Raw genomic sequence first — 19,435 nt, 5'->3', positions numbered from 1 at the left:
GGCCGGCGTCACTCGCCCAGACTGGACGGGTGAGCGAACCGGCGGAGCGGGCGCGGCTGGCCGACGCGCCGACGGCCGACGCGCCGTGGCGGCTGTGGGGTCCCTATCTCGCCGGCCGGCAGTGGGGCACCGTGCGCGAGGACTACTCCGCGCACGGCGACGCCTGGGGCTACTTCCCGTTCGACGCCGCCCGGTCGCGCACCTACCGCTGGGGCGAGGACGGCATCGCCGGGATCTGCGACCGGCACGGGTTCCTCAACCTCGCGCTGGCGCTGTGGAACGGCCGCGACGAGATCCTCAAGGAGCGGCTGTTCGGGGTCAGCAACCACGAGGGCAACCACGGCGAGGACGTCAAGGAGTACTGGTGGGTGCTGGACGGTACCCCGACGCACTCCTGGATGCAGGTGCTCTACCGGTACCCGCAGGCCGCGTTCCCGTACCACGACCTGCGCGCGCGGGCCGCCGAGGCGCGCCGCGACGAGCGGGAGCCGGAGCTGGCCGACACCGGGGTGCTCGCCGAGAACCGGTTCTTCGACGTCACGGTCAGCTACGCCAAGGCGGCTCCGGACGACATCTGCGTGGAGATCACCGCGGTCAACCACGGGCCCGAGCCTGCGCCGCTGCACCTGTTGCCGCAGCTGTGGTTCCGCAACACCTGGTCGTGGGGCCGGGACGCCCGCCGGCCGGCGCTGATCGCCTCGACGGCGGGCGGCTGGGCCCGGGTGGTTGCCGAGCATTCCCGGCTCGGCCGGTACACCCTGCACGCCGACGGGACGCCGACGATGCTGGTGACCGACAACGAGACCGACGCGGTCGAGCTGTACGGGGCGGCGGCCAACCCCAGCCGCTACACCAAGTCCGGCATCGACAACCACGTGGTCCGGGGCGTGCCGGACAGCTGCCAGGTGGTGCCGCCGGGCACCGCCTCCCAGCCCGGCACCAAGGCCGCGGCCTGGTACCACTTCCCGGCGGTGCTTCCGGGCGAGGCGGTCACCGTGCGGCTGCGGCTGATCGCCGGCGCCGGCCACGGCAGCGCCTTCGGCCCCACCTTCGTGTCCACAATGGACGATCGAGGCCGCGAGGCGGACGAGTTCTACGCCGGGTTGCCCGCCGCGGACGGCCCGGAGGAGACCCGGGTGATGCGCCGGGCGCTTGCCGGTCTGTTGTGGACCAAGCAGATCTACCGGTTCCGGCTTCGGCACTGGCTGGATGGCGACCCGGCCAGCCCGCCGGCGCCCGGCGAGCGGCGCCTCGCCTATGCCCGCAACGTGCACTGGCGGCACCTGGACGTGGCCGACGTGCTGTCCATGCCGGACGAGTGGGAGTACCCTTGGTTCGCCGCTTGGGACCTGGCCTTCCACATGCTGCCGTTCGCCCTGGTGGATCCGGCGTTCGCCAAGGAGCAGCTGCTGCTGCTGTGCCGGGAGTGGATGATGCACCCGAACGGCCAGCTGCCCGCATACGAGTGGTCGTTCGGCGACGTCAACCCGCCGGTGCACGCCTGGGCGAGCCTGCAGGTCTATCGCGCCGAGCAGGCCGCGACCGGCACCGGCGACCGGGTGTTCCTGGCCCGGGTGTTCCACAAGCTGCTGCTGAACTTCTCCTGGTGGGTCAACAACAAGGACGCCGACGGCAACTACCTGTTCGAGGGCGGCTTTCTCGGCATGGACAACATCGGCCCGGTGAACCGGTCGGCCCGGCTGCCGGAGGGCTGGTGGTTCGAGCAGTCCGACGCCACCTCGTGGATGGCCACGTATTCCTTGCACCTCATGCAGATCGCGCTCGAGCTGGCCCGGGTGGACGAGGCCTACGAGGACGTGGCCACCAAGTTCGTCGAGCATTTCCTTTCCATCGCCCAGGTTTCCGCCCAGTTCGGCTCGGCGTCCCGGGGGATCTGGGACGAGCGCGACGGGTTCTGCTACGACCTGGTGTCCCGGCACCGCCCGGACGGCGGGGTGGAGTCGCGGCCGGTGCGGGTGCGCTCGATGGTCGGGCTGATTCCGCTGCTGGCCTGTGCTCCGCTGGAGCGTTGGGTGTTCGAGGAGCTGCCGGGCTTCGCCGGCCGGCTCAACTACCTGTTGCGCCATCAGCCGGAGTTCGGCCAGTTCATCGCCTGGCGGACCGGGCCGGACGGGCGCCGCGCGCTGTTGTCCCTGCTGGACGAGGACAAGCTGCGCCGGGTGCTGCACCGGATGCTGGACGAGGCGGAGTTCCTGTCCCCGCACGGCATCCGGTCGATGTCCGCGGCGCACCGGGACGGCCTCGCGGTGGAGATCGCCGGGCAGCACCACGGGGTCGGCTACGAGCCGGGCGAGTCGCACACCCCGATGTTCGGCGGGAACTCCAACTGGCGCGGGCCGGTCTGGTTTCCGTGCAACGCGCTGCTGGTGGAGGCGCTCTACGAGCTGGACGCGTTCCACGGCGGCGCGTTCACCGTCGAGCTGCCCACCGGCTCCGGGCGGAGCCGCCCGCTCGGCGCGGTGGCCGCGGAGCTGTCCCGCCGGCTGGCCGCGCTGTTCCTGCCCGGCACGGACGGTCGTCGCCCGGCAGACGGCAAGCGGGTCGAGGCCGGTGACTCTCCGCTGTGGTCCGATCACCTCACGTTCAGCGAGTACTTCGACGGCGACACCGGCGAGGGCCTCGGCGCCACCCACCAGACCGGATGGACCGCGCTCGTGGCGGTTCTCCTGGTGGGCTGGCCCGGGCACCGGCACCGGTGACCGGTTAACGTCCCGCAACAACTACGCTGCCAAGCCGCAACGGATCGGCCGACTTTGGGCACGCGCCCGATGAGGTGGCAGTATGCGGGCACTCGCCCGATCGAAGTAACGAGGAGTGACATCGTGGCAGGTCTGTCCAAACTGAGGGTGCTCGCCGTGCTGCCCGCTATGGCCATCGCGGTCGCCGGCTGTGGGGACAGCAACACCCCCGGTAGCCAGCCGTCCGGCACGAACGCCGGTGCGGCTCCGAACGTCCAGCTCGTCGCCTCCGGCAAGCTGACCAACTGCACCGGGCTGCCGTACAAGCCGTTCGAGTACGAAGAGGGCGGCAAGGTGATCGGCTTCGACATCGACCTGGTCGACCTGGTCGCCAAGAAGCTCGGCGTCACCCAGGACGTCATCGACACCCCGTTCGACGGCATCCAGTCCGGCGCCGACTTCAGCGCTGGCAAGTGCGACCTGTCCTCGGCCGGGATGACCATCACCGACGCCCGCAAGCAGAACATCGACTTCTCCGACCCGTACTTCGACGCCACCCAGGCGCTGCTGGTCAAGAAGGGCTCCGGGATCGACGACCTGTCGAAGCTGTCCGGCAAGAAGCTGGGCGTGCAGAACTCCACCACCGGCCAGGAGTACGCGACGAAGAACGCCTCCGGCGCCAACCTGGTGGTGTTCGAGGACCTCGGCCTGCTGCTGACCGCCGTGGAGACCGGCCAGGTGGACGCCGGCATCAACGACAACGGCGTGCTCTACGACTGGATCAAGGAGAAGACCGACTTCGAGGTGAGCAAGGAGTTCGACACCGGCGAGCAGTACGGCATCGGCCTGAAGAAGGGCAACGCCGAGCTGCTCAAGGTGATCAATGAGGTGCTCGCCGAGGCCAAGTCCAGCGGCCAGTACGACACGATCTACGAGAAGTGGTTCGGCAAGAAGCCGGAGTGACCGTCTGATCCGAGGGGGCCTGCGCGATACTCGCGCGGGCCCCCTTCGCCGCCCCACGTCCCCCACCCCGAGGAGGGTGCATGGCCCTGTCCAAGCGCCAGCGCGCAAAGGTGTTCCGCGGTGTGCAGTACGGGATCGGCCTCGTGGTCGTGCTGGTCCTCGCGGTCACCGCCGACTGGGCGAAGATCCGCGCGACGTTCTTCGACGTCGAGGTCGCCAAGGCGATGTTTCCCGAGGTCATCACCGTCGGGTTGAAGAACACCGTGATCTACACCGCGCTCGGGTTCAGCGTGGGCCTGGTCGTCGGCCTGGTGCTGGCCCTGATGCGGCTGTCCAGCATCCGCGTGTACCGCTGGGTGGCCGGCGCCTACATCGAGTTCTTCCGCGGTCTGCCGGCCCTGCTGATCATCCTGGCGATCGGCACCGGCGTCCCGATCGCGTTCCCCGGCACGTTCTTCGACAAGTACACCGCGCTGGCGATCGCCCTGGGCATCGTGGCCTCGGCGTACATGGCGGAGACGTTCCGGGCCGGCATCCAGGCGGTGCCGGCCGGTCAGGTGGAGGCGGCCCGGTCGCTGGGCCTGTCCGCCGGGCGGACCACGACGTTCGTGGTCGTCCCGCAGGCTTTCAAGATCATTCTGCCGCCGCTGACCAACGAGCTGATCATGCTCACCAAGGACTCGTCGCTGGCGCTGTTCCTCGGTTCGACCGTGCTGGAGTACGAGCTGACCCAGTTCGGCCGGGTCGCGCTGAACCAGTACCGCAGCCTGACCCCGGTCGTGGTGGCCGGTTTCTGCTACCTGATCATCACGATCCCGCTCGGTTACCTGTCCCGCTACCTGGAGCGCAGCACCGGCGGGAAGAAGATCAGCACCCCAGAGTCACCCACGGTGGAGGCGAAGGCATGACCGAGGCGACCAGCGACGTCGACGTCGCTATCGAGATCACCGGCCTGACCAAGTCCTTCGGACCGCTCGAGGTGCTGCGCGGCATCGACCTGACGGTCAACCGCGGCGAGGTGGTCTGCGTCATCGGCCCGTCCGGCTCGGGCAAGTCCACGCTGCTGCGCTGCGTGAACATGCTGGAGGAGCCGAACGGCGGCACCGTCGTGGTGGACGGCGTCGAGCTGACCGATCCGGACGTCGACATCGACGCCGCGCGCCGCCGGATCGGCATGGTGTTCCAGTCGTTCAACCTGTTTGCCAACCTCAACGTGCTGAACAACCTGATGTTCGCCCAGCGCAAGGTGCTGCGCCGGGACCGGGACGAGGCGCAGAAGGTGGCGCTGGCGAACCTGGAGCGGGTCGGGCTGGCCGAGAAGGCCAACGCCATGCCCCATCAGCTCTCCGGCGGTCAGCAGCAGCGGGTGGCGATCGCCCGCGCGCTGTCCATGAACCCGGACGTGATGCTGTTCGACGAGCCCACCTCGGCGCTGGACCCCGAGCTGGTCGGCGACGTGCTGAACGTCATGCGCAAGCTCGCCCTCGAGGGCATGACCATGCTCGTGGTCACCCACGAGATGCTCTTCGCCCGCGAGGTCGCCGACAAGGTGCTGTTCATGGACGCCGGCATGGTGGTCGAGGAGGGCCCGCCCGCCCAGGTGATCGGCGACCCGCAGCACGAGCGGACCCGGTCGTTCCTGTCCCGGGTGCTCAACCCCATCTCCGACCGGGAGTAGCGGAACGCCGGACCAGCGCTCCTCGTCACAACGGCGGGGGAAGGGGGAGGGCAGGAGTCATGGCGGAACCCGGGGACACCGGCGCGCGCACCCTCGATCCGTTCGAGGAGTACCCACCGCGCTGGGCGTACATGGACGTGAACCTCGTGGTGCGCGAGGCGCTGGAGCGGGACACCGGCGGCGTGCTGCGGCTGGTGCGCCGGCCGAACGTGGCGCCGGTGCTCACCGTGTCGGACAAGTTCCTGGTCGGCACGCTTGACCTGCGCGCGGTGGAGTTCCCGTTCCTGCTGGATTTCGTCCGCTGCCGGTTCCAGAACCCGCCGGACCTGCGCCAGGCCAAGCTCGCCGGCCTTGAGTTCAACCGGTGCTGGCTGCCCGGTCTCGAGGGCCGCAACCTGCGCTGTGACAACGATCTGTCGCTGACCGACGGCACCGTGGTGGACGGCACGGTGGACCTGACCGACGCGCACATCGACGGCTCGCTGTCGCTGCGCGACGCCGAGCTGAACAACCCCGGTGGCCTTGCCCTGCACGCCGACCGGCTGATCCTGGCCGGCGCGCTGCTCGGCGCCCGGCTGAAGACCCGGGGCGAGCTGCGCATCCCCGGCCTGCGCAGCGGCGGCAACGTGAACTTCGCCGGCGCGCGACTGTCCAACCCCAACGGCTACTCGCTCAACGGCAACGGGTTGCACGTCGGCGGCAACCTGCACCTGACCGCCGACCCGCGGACCGGGCGGTTCACCTCGACCGGTCGGTTGTTCCTGCCGAGCGCCCGGATCGAGAGCGACTTCTCGATGCGCGGCGCCCAGCTGCGGCCGCCGCCGGACGAGGTGCGCGAGCGGCCGGTGAGCGAGCCGTTCTTCGACCCGCAGGCCACGCTGATCGCCGACCGGATCCGGGTGTCCGGCAACGTCGACGCCGACCACGGCTTCGACAGCACCGGGACACTGCGCATCGTCAACGCCTACGTGGGCGGCTCGGTCCGGCTCTCCGGCGCGCTGATCGACCTGTCCGGCGGACAGGAGCCGTTCGAGGAACTGACCGAGGGGCCGCGCCCAGGCCCGTACCAGGATCTGGCGGTGCACTTCGACGGCACCGAGATCCGCGGCGGCATCGACGCCAGGGAGGCGCGGATCGCCGGTCAGGTCCGGCTGGTGGACGTGGTGGTGCGGGGCACCGTGCTGCTGGACGGCTCGGTGCTGTCCAACCGGGGCGGCGACGCGGTCGAGGGCCGCCGGTTCACCACCGGGGGCAACCTGGACGGCCGCAACATCGTGGTGTTCGGCTCGATCCTGTTACCCGGCGCCAAGATCGGTGCCAACCTCGACCTCGGCGGCAGCCGGCTGATCAGCCCCGGCCACTACCGCGACCGCACCCGCAAACCGTCCGTCGATCTGCGGGTGACCAACATCGGCCGGGACCTCATCTGCGCCATCCGGGCCGGCCGGGCGTTCTCCTCGCACGGCGAGATCCGGGCCCGCCGGGCGATGATCGGCCGGGAGACCAACTTCCGCGGCGCCGAGCTGGGTTCGACCCTGACCGGGGTGGCGCTCAACGCGTTCGGCCTGATCACCCAGGAGCTGCGGCTGGACGTCGGCACGGTGCCGCGCGGCCGGATCGTCCTGCGGCACGCGCGGTGCGCCTCGCTGGCCGACAACGCCCGGTTCTGGGACTCCGAGGGCCGCATCGACCTGGAGGACTTCCGCTACGACGCGCTCGCCGTGCCGATCGACCTCGAGGACGACGCCGCGGTCCGGGAACGGTTGCGCTGGCTGCGGCACGGCATGCGCGACGTCTACCGGCCCGGCCCGTACGAGCAGTTCGCCGCGATGCTGCGGGCCAGCGGGAACGAGGAGCACGCGGCCACCGTGCTGATCGCCAAGCAACGGTGGCGGTACGTGGCGCTCGCCGAGGGCTACCGGGTGCTCGGCCCGATGGTGCGGGTGTGGAGTTGGTTACAGCTGTGGATGGTCGGCTACGGCTACCGGCCGATGCGCGCGCTGTTGTGGCTGGTGGCCTGCCTGGTGGCCGGCAGCATGTGGTTCGCGCTGCACCCCGCGCCGGTCGAGGCCAACGCCGACGACCGGCTGGTCTGGAGCCCGCTGCTGTACACGCTGGACACGCTGATCCCGATCGTCGACTTCGGTCACAAGAACCGCTGGCTGGTCACCGGCGCGTCGCAGTGGATCTCCGCTACGCTGATCGCCGCCGGGTGGGTGCTGGCCACGACAGTGGCCGCGGGACTCACCCGGATGCTGCGCCGGACGAGTTAGGTAGGTATTCGCCACCCACGGCGGGCCTGCCGATACCATTCGGCGGTGCCGGAGCCCAAACTCGAGATTCAGATGCTGCACGACCGGGTGTTGGTGCGGCTCACTCCCGAGGAAGGGGAACGGCGTAGCACCGGCGGTATCGTCATCCCGGCCACGGCTCAGATGGCCCGGCGGCTGGCCTGGGGGGACGTACTCGGTGTTGGCACCAATGTCCGCAACATCAAGGTGGGAGACCGTGTCCTGTTCAACCCCGAGGACCAGCTTGAGGTCGAGGTACAGGGGCACTCCTACCTGGTGATGCGCGAGCGTGACCTGCACGCGATGGCGAGCGAACGCACCGAGCACGGAACCGGTCTCTACCTCTGAGGGAGGCGTGGTGGAGCGACACACGTGGCCAGAGACACACATGGAGCAGACCGACGTGCTGCCCACCGTGATCATGGCCGCGCCGGGCTTCGACGGTGTCGGGCCGGACCCGTCACCGGACCCGGCCCGGCGCAAGTTACGGCGGGCCGGCATCGTGGCCGGCGCGGTGTTCGGCGTTCTCGGCCTGCTCTACGCGGTCGACCTGATACTCAGCAGCGGTGACGTGCCACGTGGCGTCACCGTGGCCGGCGTCGACATCGGTGGGCTGTCCCGCGCCGAGGCGGAGCAGAAGCTGCACCGAGAGATCGAGCCGCGGCTGACCCAGCCGGTGAAGCTGCGCGCCGGCGGCACCGACGCGACCCTGGAGCCGGACACGGCGGGCCTGCGCCTGGACTGGGCGGCCACCCTGGACGGGGCCGGATCCCAGCCGCTGAACCCGTTCACCCGGCTGACCTCGCTGTTCGGCGGCTCGCACGAGATCGGCGTGGCCACCAGCACCGACAACCTGGCCCTGACCGGCGCCGTCGAGGAGCTGCGGACGAAGATCGACCGGGAGCCGGTCGAGGGCGGCATCCGGTTCGACGGCGCCACCCCGGTCGCGATCGAGGCGCAGAACGGCCAGAAGCTCGACGTCGACGGCTCCCGAGAGGCGATCGTCGACCAGTGGGCCAACGGCGGCACGATCGAGCTGCCGGTGGACAGCACGCCGGTGAAGACCAACGCCGACGCGGTGCGCGACGCGCTGCAGCAGGTCGCGCAACCGGCGGTGTCCGGCCCGGTGACCGTGCACGGCGAGGGCAAGGACGCCACGCTGGAGCCGGCCGCGATCGCCGGCGCGCTGGTGTTCGAGCCGGACGGCAACGGTGGCCTCGCGGTGAAGCTGGACCAGGCCAAGGTGGTCGCCGCGGTGCAGCCGCAGCTGGCCAGCACCGAGAAGGAGGGCAAGGACGCGGCGATCGTCTTCGAGGGCGGCCGGCCGACCGTGCAGCCGTCGGTGGACGGCAAGGCGATCAACTGGGACAACAGCTTCAAGGGCCTGCTGGACGTGCTGAAGCTGACCGCCAACCGGGAGGTCAAGGCGGAGTACGCCACCAAGCCGGCCAAGGTCACCACCGAGGCGGCCAAGGGCCTCGGCATCAACGAGGTGATCGGCGAGTTCACCACCGGCGGCTTCGCGGCCGACTCCGGCCAGAACATCCGCCGGGTCGCCGGCGAGGTCAACGGCGCCATCGTCAAGCCAGGCGACACCTTCAGCCTCAACGGCTTCACCGGCCCGCGCACCGCAGCGCAGGGCTACGTCGAGGCCGGCGTGATCAAGGACGGCGCCCCCGGCCGCGAGGTCGGCGGCGGCATCTCCCAGTTCGCCACCACGCTCTACAACGCCTCCTACTTCGCCGGCATGACCGACGCCGGACACAAGGAGCACAGCTACTACATCAGCCGCTACCCGGCCGCCCGCGAGGCCACGGTGTTCCAGAGCCCCAGCGGCGGCAGCGTCATCGACCTCAAGTTCACCAACGACGCACCCACGGGGGTTGCCATCCAGACCATCTGGACCCCGTCCAGCATCACGGTCAAGATCTGGGGCACCAAGCGCTACATCATCGAGTCGGTCACCGGCGAGCGCAGCGGTTTCGTGGACCCGCAGGAGAAGCAGGGTCCCGCGCAGAACTGTCACACCACCGCCGGCATCCGCGGGTTCACCGTCACCGACACCCGGATCATCAAGGACCTGTCCGGCCGGGAGATCAAGCGCAGCACCCGCACCGTGCGCTACAACGCCCAACCCAAGATCCTCTGCCCGGCCGCCCCACCGCCGGCCTGACGCGAACGGAAAACGAGAGCGGGCCACCCCTCGGGGTGGCCCGCTCCCGTTGTCTGGTCAGCTCAGAACGCCGCCTCGTCCAGGTCCATCAGGCTGTTGTCGGCGGACTCGACGATCTTGCGGCCGGCGGACAGCTCGGGCAGGACGTTGCGGGCGAAGAACGAGGCGACCGCGATCTTGCCCTCGTAGAACACCCGGTCCTTTGCGGACACGTCGCCGGCGTCCAGCTTGGCGATGGCCACCTCGGCGTGCCGCTGCAGCAGCCAGCCGACCAGCAGGTCGCCGGTGGCCAACAGCAGCCGGACGCTGTGCTGGCCGACCAGGTACACGCTGCGCGGGTCCTCCGGCGACTTCGTCAGGTAGCCGATCATCGCGCCGAGCATGCCCTGCACGTCCTCGAGCGCCTGCTTGAGCAGCAGCCGCTCCTCCTTGAGCCGGCCGTTGCCCCGCTCCGCCTCGATGAAGCCGGAGATCTCGCCGGCCAGGTAGGCCAGCGCCTGGCCCTTGTCCCGGACGATCTTGCGGAAGAAGAAGTCCAGCGACTGGATGGCCGTGGTGCCCTCGTACAGCGAGTCGATCTTCGAGTCGCGGATGTACTGCTCGATCGGGTAGTCCTGCAGGAAGCCGGATCCACCCAGGGTCTGCAGCGACTGGGCCAGCTGCTCGTAGGCGCGCTCCGAGCCGACGCCCTTGACGATCGGCAGCAGCAGGTCGTTCACCCGCTCGGCGAGCTTGCGGGCGTCCTCGTCACCCTCGCCGGTCCAGAGCTGGTCCTGGAACGAGGCGGTGTAGAGGTACACGGCGCGCAGGCCCTCGGCGTAGGCCTTCTGCAGCATCAGGCTGCGCCGCACGTCCGGGTGGTGGGTGATGGTCACCCGCGGCGCGGCCTTGTCCAGCATCTGGGTCAGGTCGGCGCCCTGCACCCGCTCCTTGGCGTAGGCCAGCGCGTTGAGGTAGCCGGTGGACAGCGTGGCGATCGCCTTGGTGCCGACCATCATCCGGGCGTACTCGATCACCTGGAACATCTGCGCGATGCCGTCGTGCACCTCGCCGAGCAGCCAGCCCGTGGCCGGAACGCCGTGCTGGCCGAAGGTCACCTCGCAGGTGCTGGAGACCTTGATGCCCATCTTGTGCTCGAGGTTGGTGACGAAGGCGCCGTTGCGCTCGCCCAGCTCACCGGTCTCGGTGTCGAAGTGGAACTTGGGCACCAGGAACAGGCTCAGACCCTTGGTGCCGGGGCCGGCGCCCTCCGGCCGGGCGAGCACGAGATGCATGATGTTCTCGGTCATGTCCTGGTCGCCCGAGGTGATGAACCGCTTGACGCCCTCGATGTGCCAGGAGCCGTCGTCCTGCCGGACCGCCTTGGTGCGCCCGGCGCCGACGTCGGAGCCGGCGTCCGGCTCGGTGAGCACCATGGTGGCGCCCCAGCCGCGGTCGATCATGATCCGGGCCCAACGGCGCTGCTCGTCGGTGCCGTTCTTGTCCAGGATGGTGGCGAAGTTCGGGCCGGCCATGTACATGAACAGGGCCGGGTTGGTGCCGAGCACGAGCTCGGACGCGGCCCACTGCACGGTCGGCGGGAGGCCGAGGCCGCCCATCTCGTTGGTCAGCCCGAGCCGCCACCACTCGCCGTCGATCAGCTCGCGGTAGGACTTCTTGAACGCCTCCGGGACGGTGACCGTGTGCGTGGCCGGATCGAACACCGGCGGGTTGCGGTCGCCGGCGGTGAACGACTCGGCGAATGGGCCCTCGGCGAGCCTGGCGAGCTCGGCCAGCACGCCGCGCGCGGTCTCCTCGTCGGCCTCGGCAAGGACGCCCTTGCCGAGCCGGTCCTGGACACCGAGCACTTCGAACAGGTTGAACTCCAGGTCCCGGACGTTGCTCTTGTAGTGGCCCATCTGGTTCTCCCCTTCGGCCGGCGAGATCGCTACTCGTCAGTAACATACAGGGTATTACCTGCCGGTAACCCCGGCAAGGTGAAGTGCACCCGATGCCCCCAGAGGATGACTATGGCCTCCGTCACTCGCTGCTAGAGCCCTCCTCAGGAGGAAGAATCGGCGTGCTGAACGGGTTCGTGTCGGCCCCGTCCTCTGGCGTGAGCACCCCGGTACGGAATGCGACCGCCACCGCGTGCGTGCGATCCCTGGCGACCAGCTTGCGCAGGATGCTCTTCACGTGCGTGCGCACGGTCTCCACCGAGACGAACAGCAGCTTGGCGATCGCCTGGTTCTCCAGCCCGTCGGCGATGAGCTGGAGCACCTGGTACTCGCGCTGGGACAGCGGCGGCTGCACCGGGCCGGTCGGGTGCGCCAGGCGGCCGCGCGGCGCGGTCAGCATCGGTGCCAGGGCCGCGTCCACGTACCGGCGGTCGGCGTGCACCGACCGGATCGCGTCGACCACCTGGCCCGCCTCGGCCGAGCGGAGCAGCACCCCGTGCACGCCCGCGGCCAGCGCGCTGGCCACGTACCGGGTGGTGCGGTGCGCGTAGGTGACCAGCACCAGCAGGGCGAGCATCGGGTCGCCGGCCAGCAGCATGCTGCTCAGGTGGTTGCGCGGATCGAGATCGGAGTCGATCACCAGCACGTTCGGCCGGAACCGCTCGCACAGTTGTAATGCCGCGTTCGGCCGCTCGGCGGCGCCGACCCACCGCAAGCCAGGCGTGCGGTGGATCAGCGCGGTCAAACCATCCCGGAACAGCGGGATGCCGTCGACCAGTGCGACGGTCAACCCGCCCGGCTGCACCGGGCGCCGAGTGAACTGCGGCATTCGTCCCTCCCCGGGTACTCACCCTGTCGAGGGAGGGGACGTGCCTGCCGCGGTGCCGTGACGAGCTTTTCGAGATAGTTAGGCGGGTTCGGGGACGTTCTCGGTCCTGGTCCGAGCGGGCAAAGCCCACATGAACGCCCGCATCAGCACGTATCTGGCCTTGAGCCCGGTGCTGATGTCGCCGGTCTCCACCAGCCGCTTGAGCTCCGGCAGGATCATCCGCCAGGTGCCGTCCACCCCGCGGATCGCCTTCGGGTCGTCCGGCCAGCCGGTGTGCCGCAGCGTGACCGTGGTGCCGGCGGCGGTCTCGGTCAGCTCCCAGGTGACCAGCGTCCACGGGTCGTCCCTGGTGAGCAGCCGCCAGGTGTGCGAGAGCCGGCGCGGCGGTTCCACCGCGACGATCCGGCCGGCGATGAACACCCGCTTGCCGTCCGGGGAGCGGTAGTACAGCGGGGCGCCGGCCTCGAGGGTGGCCTTGAGGATCGTGTCCATCATCGCCCGCTGCCGGCCGTCCAGCCGGGTGATCTCCGCCCAGACCGCGTCGATCGGCGCCGCGATCTCGATGGTGTGGACGAGTTCCTGATCAGCCAATGTCGCGGCCCTTCCGGTGTCGGCGGGATTCGAGGGTGTCCTTGAGCCCGATCAGCGCGGCCATCCAGTTCTCCTCGTACCTGGACACCCACCGCTGGTGGATGCGCTGGATCGGGATCGGGTTCAGGTGGTTGATCCGTTGCCGCCCACGTGCCTCGACGTGCACCAGACCGGCCTCGCGCAGCACGGCCAGGTGCTGCATCAGCACATGCCGGTCCAGGCCAAGCACCTCGACGAGATCACCGGTTGCCCGCGGTTGATCGCGGAGCGCGTCCAGGATGGCCCGGCGGGCCACATTGGACAGCGCCCGCCAGACGTGGTCGTCCGGATCGTGTAGCACATTCATTACGTAATACTTCTATCACATGTGTTCGTTCGGGCGCACGTATAGCGAAGAGTTAGTAGACGGGAAGATTCACTGACTACATTGATCACCTCTGACGGGGGTCGTTTCCTTACCGGTGTAGGTGTGGTCGGTTGATCTGGGAGCAGGGGCCGGAACGAGAAGAGGGGCGACCGGTGGAGGCAGGGACGAACCGAAGCGCCCAGGACTGGTTCCGGCTCATGATCGACATGGGCCTCGCGCCCGGTCTGCGCGCCCTCGGCTTCGTCGGCGCCGGCCGCCGCTACCGGATGGAGATGTCCGGCCACCGCGCCGAAGTCGAGATCGTCCAGTCCCAGTCGTTGATCGACGCCCGCGTCCGGTTCACCCTCAACCTCCGCGTCCCCAGCCGCGACGAGTGGTCCCAACAGTTACGAGTCCGCCCCTACTCCACCCCCCGCCCCTCAGCCACCAACGGCTGGGAAGCCACCATCGGCCAACTCGTGAAGGTAGGCGGCCACCCCGTAGAAGACCTCTGGTGGGAACTCGAAGTCGGCCACCCCTTCGACTCCCTGGCCCGCGAAGTCCTCACCATGCTCACCACCTTCGGCCTCCCCGCCCTCCGCCACCACATCCGCCCCGCCTAGTCGTGTACGCTCACCCCACCGCGCGGATGTAGTTCAATGGCAGAACATCAGCTTCCCAAGCTGAGAATGCGGGTTCGATTCCCGTCATCCGCTCCAGGCTGATTCCGGCAGTGACCGGCCCGCTCTCGGAGCTTTCCGAAGTGGGCCTTTGTGATCTCCACCCTGGTTGCGGGTCATGCCGTGGTGTGGTTGGCAGGATGGCGAGATGAGCGCGCGGCGGGGGATTGATGCAGAGCGCTTCCGGGGTCCCTTGATCAGGGTGCAGGCGCTGGCGGCGAAGGACATTCATGTCGTGTGCCCGCGATGTCGAGCACGGGCAGTTGACGCGCCGCGGCCGACGGAGTCGGGCTCCGTTCTGTGGTGGCCGCGTCGGCTGGCGTGCGCGAGTTGTGGTTACTCAGCAGCGTGGAAGCCTAGTTCCCGGGTATATGTGGAGGGCGGGTCCGGCTCCACGGTGTGGGGCCGCCCGGTTGATTCATTCTTTGGCGTGCCGTTGTGGTTGCAGGCCGAGTGCTGTGGGGGTCATACGTTGTGGGCCTTCAATCAGGACCATCTGGACCTGCTGGAGGGTTATATAGCCGCGCGATTACGCGAGCGCGCATTTCCTGGCCGTATGACTATGTTTGCTCGCCTGCCTGCGTGGATGAAATCCGCGAAGCACCGTGACGAACTTGTGCGGACGATCCGCCGACTTCGTGCTTCGCTGGATGGCTGAAGGTCTTTCCGTCGGACGTTCTGGGTGCCGTGGTGGGGTTCTGGATCATCGAGGGTCGTCGTGGCCCGACACGGGGGCTTGGGGCACGTAACCTGGCGGGTGTGATCGGGTTCTTGGTGACGGTGGGGATGTTCGTCGTCGTGCTGGGGGGGATTGTGTGGTTGGCGCGGCGGGCGCGGGCGGGGAAGGGCGGGGCGTCGATCTTGGGGCCGATTCAGGATATGTGGGATCCGACGGTGTATCGGGAGCAACTGCGGTTCGAGCAGCAGGTGCAGCGGCGGGTGGAGGGGGAACAGCCTGGGGAGCCGCCCTGGTGGCGGGGGAAGCGGCGTTAGGGTGGGCCGGTGCTGCTGAGCGATCAGGATCTGCGCAAGGAGTTGGAGTCGGGGCGGCTGGGGCTGGAGCCGTTCGACGAGAGCATGGTGCAGCCGTCCAGCGTGGACGTGCGGTTGGACCGGTACTTCCGGGTGTTCGACAACTCGAGGTACACGCACATTGATCCGATGGTGCAGCAGGACGAGCTGACCACGCTGGTGGAGACCGTGGGGGACGAGCCGTTCGTGCTGCATCCGGGCGAGTTCGTGCTCGGGTCCACCTACGAGAAGGTGACGTTGCCGGACGACCTGGCCGCGCGGCTGGAGGGCAAGTCGTCGCTGGGGCGGTTGGGACTGTTGACGCACTCGACGGCGGGGTTCATCGATCCGGGGTTCTCCGGGCACATCACGCTGGAGCTGTCCAACGTGGCGAACCTGCCGATCACCCTCTGGCCGGGCATGAAGATCGGGCAGCTCGGCCTGTTCCGGCTCACCTCGCCGGCGGAGAACCCGTACGGCTCGGCGCAGGTGGGCTCGCGTTACCAGGGCCAGCGCGGCCCGACGCCGTCGCGGGCGTATCTCAACTTCCACCGCACCGAGACCCGGCGAGACGGGTAGCTGGGGTAGGGGTAACCCCCGGGTCGATTCGGGGGCGTCCCCGATGGTTCCCCCGCCGCCGCGCCCCTAGCGTCGAGGAGACGCAAGCTTGCTGAGCTGAGGGGTGTGCGATGCGACGGTGGATTGCCGTGGGGGCCGCGGCCGGACTGCTGCTGCTACTGGGGGCGTGCGACTGGGACATCGCCCGCAACGTGGAGAGCGACGACGCCCCGGTGGACGGCCGGGTGGCCAGCGTCCGGATCGTCAACGAGTCGGGTGACGTGAAGATCAGGACCGGCGACACCACGACCGTGCGCCGCACGGTGCACTTCGACCAGCAGCGCCCCGGCGCCACCCACCGGCTGGAGGGTGACGTGCTGGTGATCGAGGACTGCCCGGTGCGCAACTGCTGGATCGACTACGAGCTGACCGTGCCGGCCGGAACCCGGGTGGACGGCGACGTGTCGTCCGGCTCGGTCGCGGTGGACGGAGCCGGCTCGGTGAACCTCAAGGCCAGCTCCGGCGACGTGGACGTGCGCGGGGTCACCGGAACGGTGAACCTGGAGCTGGACTCGGGCAACGTGCGGCTGTCCAACATCGGCGCGGCCGTGGCCGTGCAGTCCGGCTCGGGGGACGTGGCGGTCGAGGGCGCACGGGCCGCGGTGACCGTGGCGGCCGAGTCCGGCGGCGTGCGGGCCCAGGGCGTCACCGGCCCGGTCGACGTCCGCAGCGGCTCCGGCAGTATCACCGTCGAGCTGTCCGCGGCACAGAACGTCAGGGCCAGGGCGGACAGCGGCGAGATCACGGTGGCCGTGCCGCGGGCCGCCTACCGGGTGCGCACCGGCACGGACAGCGGCGACGTGCACAGTGACGTGGCCGACGATCAGGCCGGCGCGCACACCCTGGATCTGCACGCCGACAGCGGCGACATCACGATCCGTTACAACTGATCCGGGAACACCGGCCGAGCCCCGCACGTTGAGCCTGCAGGAAGGTTGAGCGAGCGGGGCTCAAGTCTGGTTTTGACGGGTTGACCGGCGGGTTGCAGACTTGAGCTGAACACGCTCAACACAGCGTTATGCACAGCAACGAATCAGGAGGAATCCATGGCGCGAGCGGTCGGCATCGACCTGGGGACGACCAACTCAGTCGTCGCCGTCCTCGAGGGCGGTGAGCCCACGGTCATCGCCAACTCGGAGGGTTCGCGGACCACGCCGTCGATCGTGGCCTTTGCCAAGAACGGCGAGGTCCTCGTCGGGCAACCGGCGAAGAACCAAGCGGTCACGAACGTGGATCGCACGGTGCGGTCGGTCAAGCGGCACATGGGCACCGACTGGAAGACCGAGATCGACGGCAAGACCTACACCGCCCAGGAGATCAGCGCCCGGGTGCTGATGAAGCTCAAGCGGGACGCCGAGGCCTACCTCGGCGAGCAGATCACCGACGCGGTGATCACCGTGCCGGCCTACTTCGAGGACGCCCAGCGGCAGGCCACCAAGGAGGCCGGGCAGATCGCCGGCCTGAACGTGCTGCGGATCGTGAACGAGCCGACCGCGGCCGCCCTGGCCTACGGGCTGGACAAGGGCGAGAAGGAGCAGACCATCCTGGTCTTCGACCTCGGCGGCGGCACCTTCGACGTGTCCCTGCTGGAGATCGGCGACGGCGTGGTCGAGGTCCGGGCCACCAGCGGTGACAACCACCTCGGCGGCGACGACTGGGACCAGCGCATCGTCGACTGGCTGGTGGACAAGTTCAAGCAGTCCGCCGGCATCGACCTGAACCGGGACAAGATGGCGCTGCAGCGCATCCGCGAGGCCGCCGAGAAGGCCAAGATCGAGCTGTCCAGCTCGAACAGCGCGAACATCAACCTGCCCTACATCACCGTCGACGCGGACAAGAACCCGATGTTCCTGGACGAGACCCTGACCAGGGCCGAGTTCCAGCGGATCACCTCGGACCTGCTCGACCGGACCAGGGCACCGTTCAACAACGTGATCAAGGACGCCGGGATCAAGGTCGGCGACATGGACCACGTGGTGCTGGTCGGCGGCTCGACCCGGATGCCGGCCGTCACCGAGCTGGTCAAGGAGCTGACCGGCGGCAAGGAGCCGAACAAGGGCGTCAACCCGGACGAGGTCGTCGCGGTCGGCGCGGCCCTGCAGGCCGGCGTGCTCAAGGGCGAGGTGAAGGACGTCCTGCTGCTCGACGTCACCCCGCTGTCGCTGGGCATCGAGACCAAGGGTGGCGTGTTCACCAAGCTGATCGAACGCAACACCACGATCCCGACCAAGCGGAGCGAGATCTTCTCCACCGCCGACGACGGGCAGACCACGGTCGGCATCCAGGTGTTCCAGGGTGAGCGCGAGATCGCCATCCACAACAAGAAGCTGGGCACCTTCGACCTGACCGGCATCCCGCCGGCACCGCGCGGCGTGCCGCAGATCGAGGTCACCTTCGACATCGACGCCAACGGCATCGTGCACGTCAACGCGAAGGACCTGGGCACCGGCAAGGAACAGTCGATGACCATCACCGGCGGTTCGGCGCTGCCCAAGGACGACATCGACCGGATGGTCAAGGACGCCGAGGCGCACGCCGAGGAGGACCGCAAGCGCCGCGAGGAGGCCGAGACCCGCAACCAGGCCGAGACCCTGGTCTACCAGACCGAGAAGTTCGTCAAGGACAACGACGAGAAGATCCCGGCCGAGGCCAAGGAGAAGGTCAACGTCGCGATCAAGGAGGCCAACGAGGCGCTGGCCGGCACCGACACCGCCAAGATCAAGGCGGCGATGGAGAAGCTGGCCACCGAGTCCCAGGCGATGGGTTCGGCGATGTACGCCCAGGGCGGCCCGAGCGCCGCGTCCGGTGACGGCTCCGGCCCGGCCGGTGGCGACCCGGGTGCCGGCGGCACGCCCGGCGCCGAGGACGTCGTCGACGCCGAGATCGTCGAGGAGGAAGGCAAGAAGTGAGCCCGGACGAGCGAACCGAGGGCGATCCCGGCGAGGAGCCCCGGGTGGTGGTTCGGGACCGCCGGCGCATCGATCCGCAGACCGGTCAGGTTCGCGTGGCGCCCGAGGCCGGCGTCCCGGAGGACACCGCCGAGCAGGCCGGCGCGGCGCCGGCCGGCGAGACGCCGGGTGCCGAGGCGAACCTGGAGGCCGAGTTGAAGCTGCAACTCGACGAGCGCACCGCGGATCTGCAACGGCTGCAGGCCGAGTACGCCAACTACCGCAAGCGCATCGACCGGGACCGCGAGGCGGTGATCAACTCGGCGAAGGCCGGGGTGGCCACCGAGCTGCTCGGCGTGCTCGACGACATCGAGCGCGCCGAGCAGCACGGCGACCTGACCGGCGCGTTCAAGTCGGTGGCCGACAAGCTGGTGGCCACCCTGCAACGGTCCGGCCTCGAGCCGTTCGGCCACGAGGGAGAGCCGTTCGACCCGTCGGTGCACGAGGCGGTGCAGCACAACACCTCGCCGGAGGTGTCCGGTCCGACCGTGACCGCGGTGCTGCGCCGCGGCTACCGGTTCGGCGACCGGGTGGTGCGCGCCGCGCTGGTCGCGGTGACCGATCACGAACCGGCCGCGGCGCCCGACGGCGCGGCCGGGGGACCCGCCGGTCCGGACTGGTTCGGTCCGGGCGACGGCTCCACTGAGCGGAACTGAGCGGAAGGAGGGGAT

At 69.3% G+C, this 19,435-nt stretch carries 17 protein-coding genes and 1 tRNA gene; 14 read left to right on the top strand and 4 right to left on the bottom strand.

Annotated features, from left to right (window positions below; all coding sequences use genetic code 11):
• Positions 1 to 29 precede the first annotated feature (29 nt).
• From VFV67_RS20525 to VFV67_RS20495, 7 genes are all read left to right on the top strand, one after another.
• Complete coding sequence (locus VFV67_RS20525; RefSeq protein ID WP_326472201.1) at positions 30 to 2,720, top strand: MGH1-like glycoside hydrolase domain-containing protein; 2,691 nt, start codon at positions 30 to 32, stop codon at positions 2,718 to 2,720.
• Between the two features lie 132 nt (positions 2,721 to 2,852).
• Entirely contained in the window at positions 2,853 to 3,662 is an 810-nt protein-coding gene (locus tag VFV67_RS20520) for a transporter substrate-binding domain-containing protein (protein WP_326472447.1), read from the top strand.
• 80 nt (positions 3,663 to 3,742) lie between these two features.
• The gene (locus VFV67_RS20515) at positions 3,743 to 4,570 is read left to right on the top strand and encodes an amino acid ABC transporter permease (RefSeq protein ID WP_326472200.1); all 828 of its coding nucleotides are present in this window, start codon (positions 3,743 to 3,745) and stop codon (positions 4,568 to 4,570) included.
• Positions 4,567 to 5,340 carry an amino acid ABC transporter ATP-binding protein gene (locus tag VFV67_RS20510; RefSeq protein ID WP_326472199.1) on the top strand — a complete coding sequence of 258 codons (774 nt, stop codon included), beginning with the start codon at positions 4,567 to 4,569 and terminating at the stop codon, positions 5,338 to 5,340. Before VFV67_RS20515 ends, VFV67_RS20510 begins: the two co-directional genes overlap by 4 nt.
• A 59-nt stretch (positions 5,341 to 5,399) precedes the next feature.
• Positions 5,400 to 7,613, top strand: a complete 2,214-nt coding sequence (locus tag VFV67_RS20505; RefSeq protein WP_326472198.1) for a hypothetical protein — start codon at positions 5,400 to 5,402, stop codon at positions 7,611 to 7,613.
• 72 nt (positions 7,614 to 7,685) lie between these two features.
• Positions 7,686 to 7,979 (top strand): co-chaperone GroES, encoded by a 294-nt coding sequence (locus tag VFV67_RS20500; protein ID WP_326472446.1) that lies wholly within the window; start codon positions 7,686 to 7,688, stop codon positions 7,977 to 7,979.
• A 40-nt stretch (positions 7,980 to 8,019) separates the two neighbouring features.
• Entirely contained in the window at positions 8,020 to 9,804 is a 1,785-nt protein-coding gene (locus VFV67_RS20495) for a VanW family protein (protein ID WP_326472197.1), read from the top strand.
• A 62-nt stretch (positions 9,805 to 9,866) separates the two neighbouring features.
• Here the strand turns inward: VFV67_RS20495 and VFV67_RS20490 are convergent, their stop codons facing one another.
• The 4 genes from VFV67_RS20490 to VFV67_RS20475 all read right to left on the bottom strand — a co-directional run bounded on the left by VFV67_RS20490 (position 9,867) and on the right by VFV67_RS20475 (position 13,507).
• Positions 9,867 to 11,702, bottom strand: a complete 1,836-nt coding sequence (locus VFV67_RS20490) for an acyl-CoA dehydrogenase (protein ID WP_326472194.1) — start codon at positions 11,700 to 11,702, stop codon at positions 9,867 to 9,869.
• A 121-nt stretch (positions 11,703 to 11,823) separates the two neighbouring features.
• Entirely contained in the window at positions 11,824 to 12,570 is a 747-nt protein-coding gene (locus VFV67_RS20485) for a response regulator transcription factor (RefSeq protein ID WP_326472193.1), read from the bottom strand.
• Positions 12,571 to 12,648: 78 nt separating this feature from the next.
• Positions 12,649 to 13,161 carry an SRPBCC domain-containing protein gene (locus VFV67_RS20480; RefSeq protein ID WP_326472192.1) on the bottom strand — a complete coding sequence of 171 codons (513 nt, stop codon included), beginning with the start codon at positions 13,159 to 13,161 and terminating at the stop codon, positions 12,649 to 12,651.
• Complete coding sequence (locus VFV67_RS20475) at positions 13,154 to 13,507, bottom strand: metalloregulator ArsR/SmtB family transcription factor (protein WP_326472191.1); 354 nt, start codon at positions 13,505 to 13,507, stop codon at positions 13,154 to 13,156. Before VFV67_RS20475 ends, VFV67_RS20480 begins: the two co-directional genes overlap by 8 nt.
• 131 nt (positions 13,508 to 13,638) lie before the next feature.
• Between VFV67_RS20475 and VFV67_RS20470 the strand changes: the two genes are divergently transcribed.
• From VFV67_RS20470 to grpE, 7 genes are all read left to right on the top strand, one after another.
• Positions 13,639 to 14,130: a hypothetical protein gene (locus VFV67_RS20470; RefSeq protein WP_326472189.1), complete on the top strand. Its 492-nt coding sequence runs from the start codon at positions 13,639 to 13,641 to the stop codon at positions 14,128 to 14,130.
• Positions 14,131 to 14,152: 22 nt separating this feature from the next.
• Positions 14,153 to 14,226, top strand: a tRNA-Gly gene (locus tag VFV67_RS20465).
• 720 nt (positions 14,227 to 14,946) lie between these two features.
• On the top strand, positions 14,947 to 15,180 hold the full coding sequence (locus VFV67_RS20460) for a hypothetical protein (RefSeq protein ID WP_326472187.1): 234 nt from the start codon (positions 14,947 to 14,949) through the stop codon (positions 15,178 to 15,180).
• Between the two features lie 9 nt (positions 15,181 to 15,189).
• A complete protein-coding gene (dcd, locus tag VFV67_RS20455) occupies positions 15,190 to 15,777 on the top strand; it encodes a dCTP deaminase (protein WP_326472185.1) in 588 nt (195 codons plus the stop codon).
• A 110-nt stretch (positions 15,778 to 15,887) separates the two neighbouring features.
• A complete protein-coding gene (locus VFV67_RS20450) occupies positions 15,888 to 16,706 on the top strand; it encodes a DUF4097 family beta strand repeat-containing protein (RefSeq protein ID WP_326472183.1) in 819 nt (272 codons plus the stop codon).
• Positions 16,707 to 16,862: 156 nt separating this feature from the next.
• Complete coding sequence (dnaK, locus tag VFV67_RS20445) at positions 16,863 to 18,725, top strand: molecular chaperone DnaK (protein ID WP_326472181.1); 1,863 nt, start codon at positions 16,863 to 16,865, stop codon at positions 18,723 to 18,725.
• A complete protein-coding gene (grpE, locus tag VFV67_RS20440) occupies positions 18,722 to 19,420 on the top strand; it encodes a nucleotide exchange factor GrpE (RefSeq protein ID WP_326472179.1) in 699 nt (232 codons plus the stop codon). The genes dnaK and grpE overlap by 4 nt, the downstream gene beginning before the upstream one ends.
• Positions 19,421 to 19,435: the final 15 nt, after the last annotated feature.

The organism is Actinophytocola sp. (assembly GCF_035762905.1).
Lineage (GTDB): Bacteria > Actinomycetota > Actinomycetes > Mycobacteriales > Pseudonocardiaceae > DASYTH01.
Note: the sequence above shows the minus strand (reverse complement) of the source record. Positions and strands in the feature narration are given on the sequence as shown.